This window comes from Rhodanobacter spathiphylli B39 (assembly GCF_000264295.1).
Classification (GTDB): domain Bacteria; phylum Pseudomonadota; class Gammaproteobacteria; order Xanthomonadales; family Rhodanobacteraceae; genus Rhodanobacter; species Rhodanobacter spathiphylli.
This window is the reverse complement of sequence record NZ_AJXT01000166.1, coordinates 1-387: the sequence shown is the minus strand read 5'-3', so window position 1 is coordinate 387 and position 387 is coordinate 1. Positions and strand designations below refer to the sequence as shown.

Genomic DNA, 387 nt, shown 5'->3' with positions numbered 1-387 from the left:
CGCTACAATGGAGGGAAAAGGAATTCAATATCACGGCCAGCAGCGATGAAACGATAGAATTCCGACGTGACCGATTGATTGAACGTAAAAGTCGAAAGCCCCCTATTACGTTGCGTTCGCTGCGCAATCGACTGAACGCCTATATCGGCACAACACAGGCAGAAATTGAACTAGTACCAGGGGAATATGCTTTCTCTATCTCTATACCAGCAGTAGATGGGTACAAATTCCGTGATATACAGAGGCTTGTTGAAGAATTGAAGCCCGCCAACATGGAATATCTGCAATTCCCGTTTTCAGTTGAGAGGATTCGGATCAAAGAAGAAAGTAGAGAAATTAAGATATTTTACGCAAGAGCTGGTCTGGCTATAGCAGGGAGAACAAGAA

General features: G+C 44.2%; 1 protein-coding gene. It reads left to right on the top strand.

Translation table 11 applies throughout. The annotated features are described in order from the left end of the window. On the top strand, nt 1–387 hold a 387-nt coding region (locus UU7_RS18590; RefSeq protein WP_157582450.1), incomplete at both ends, for a putative phage tail protein.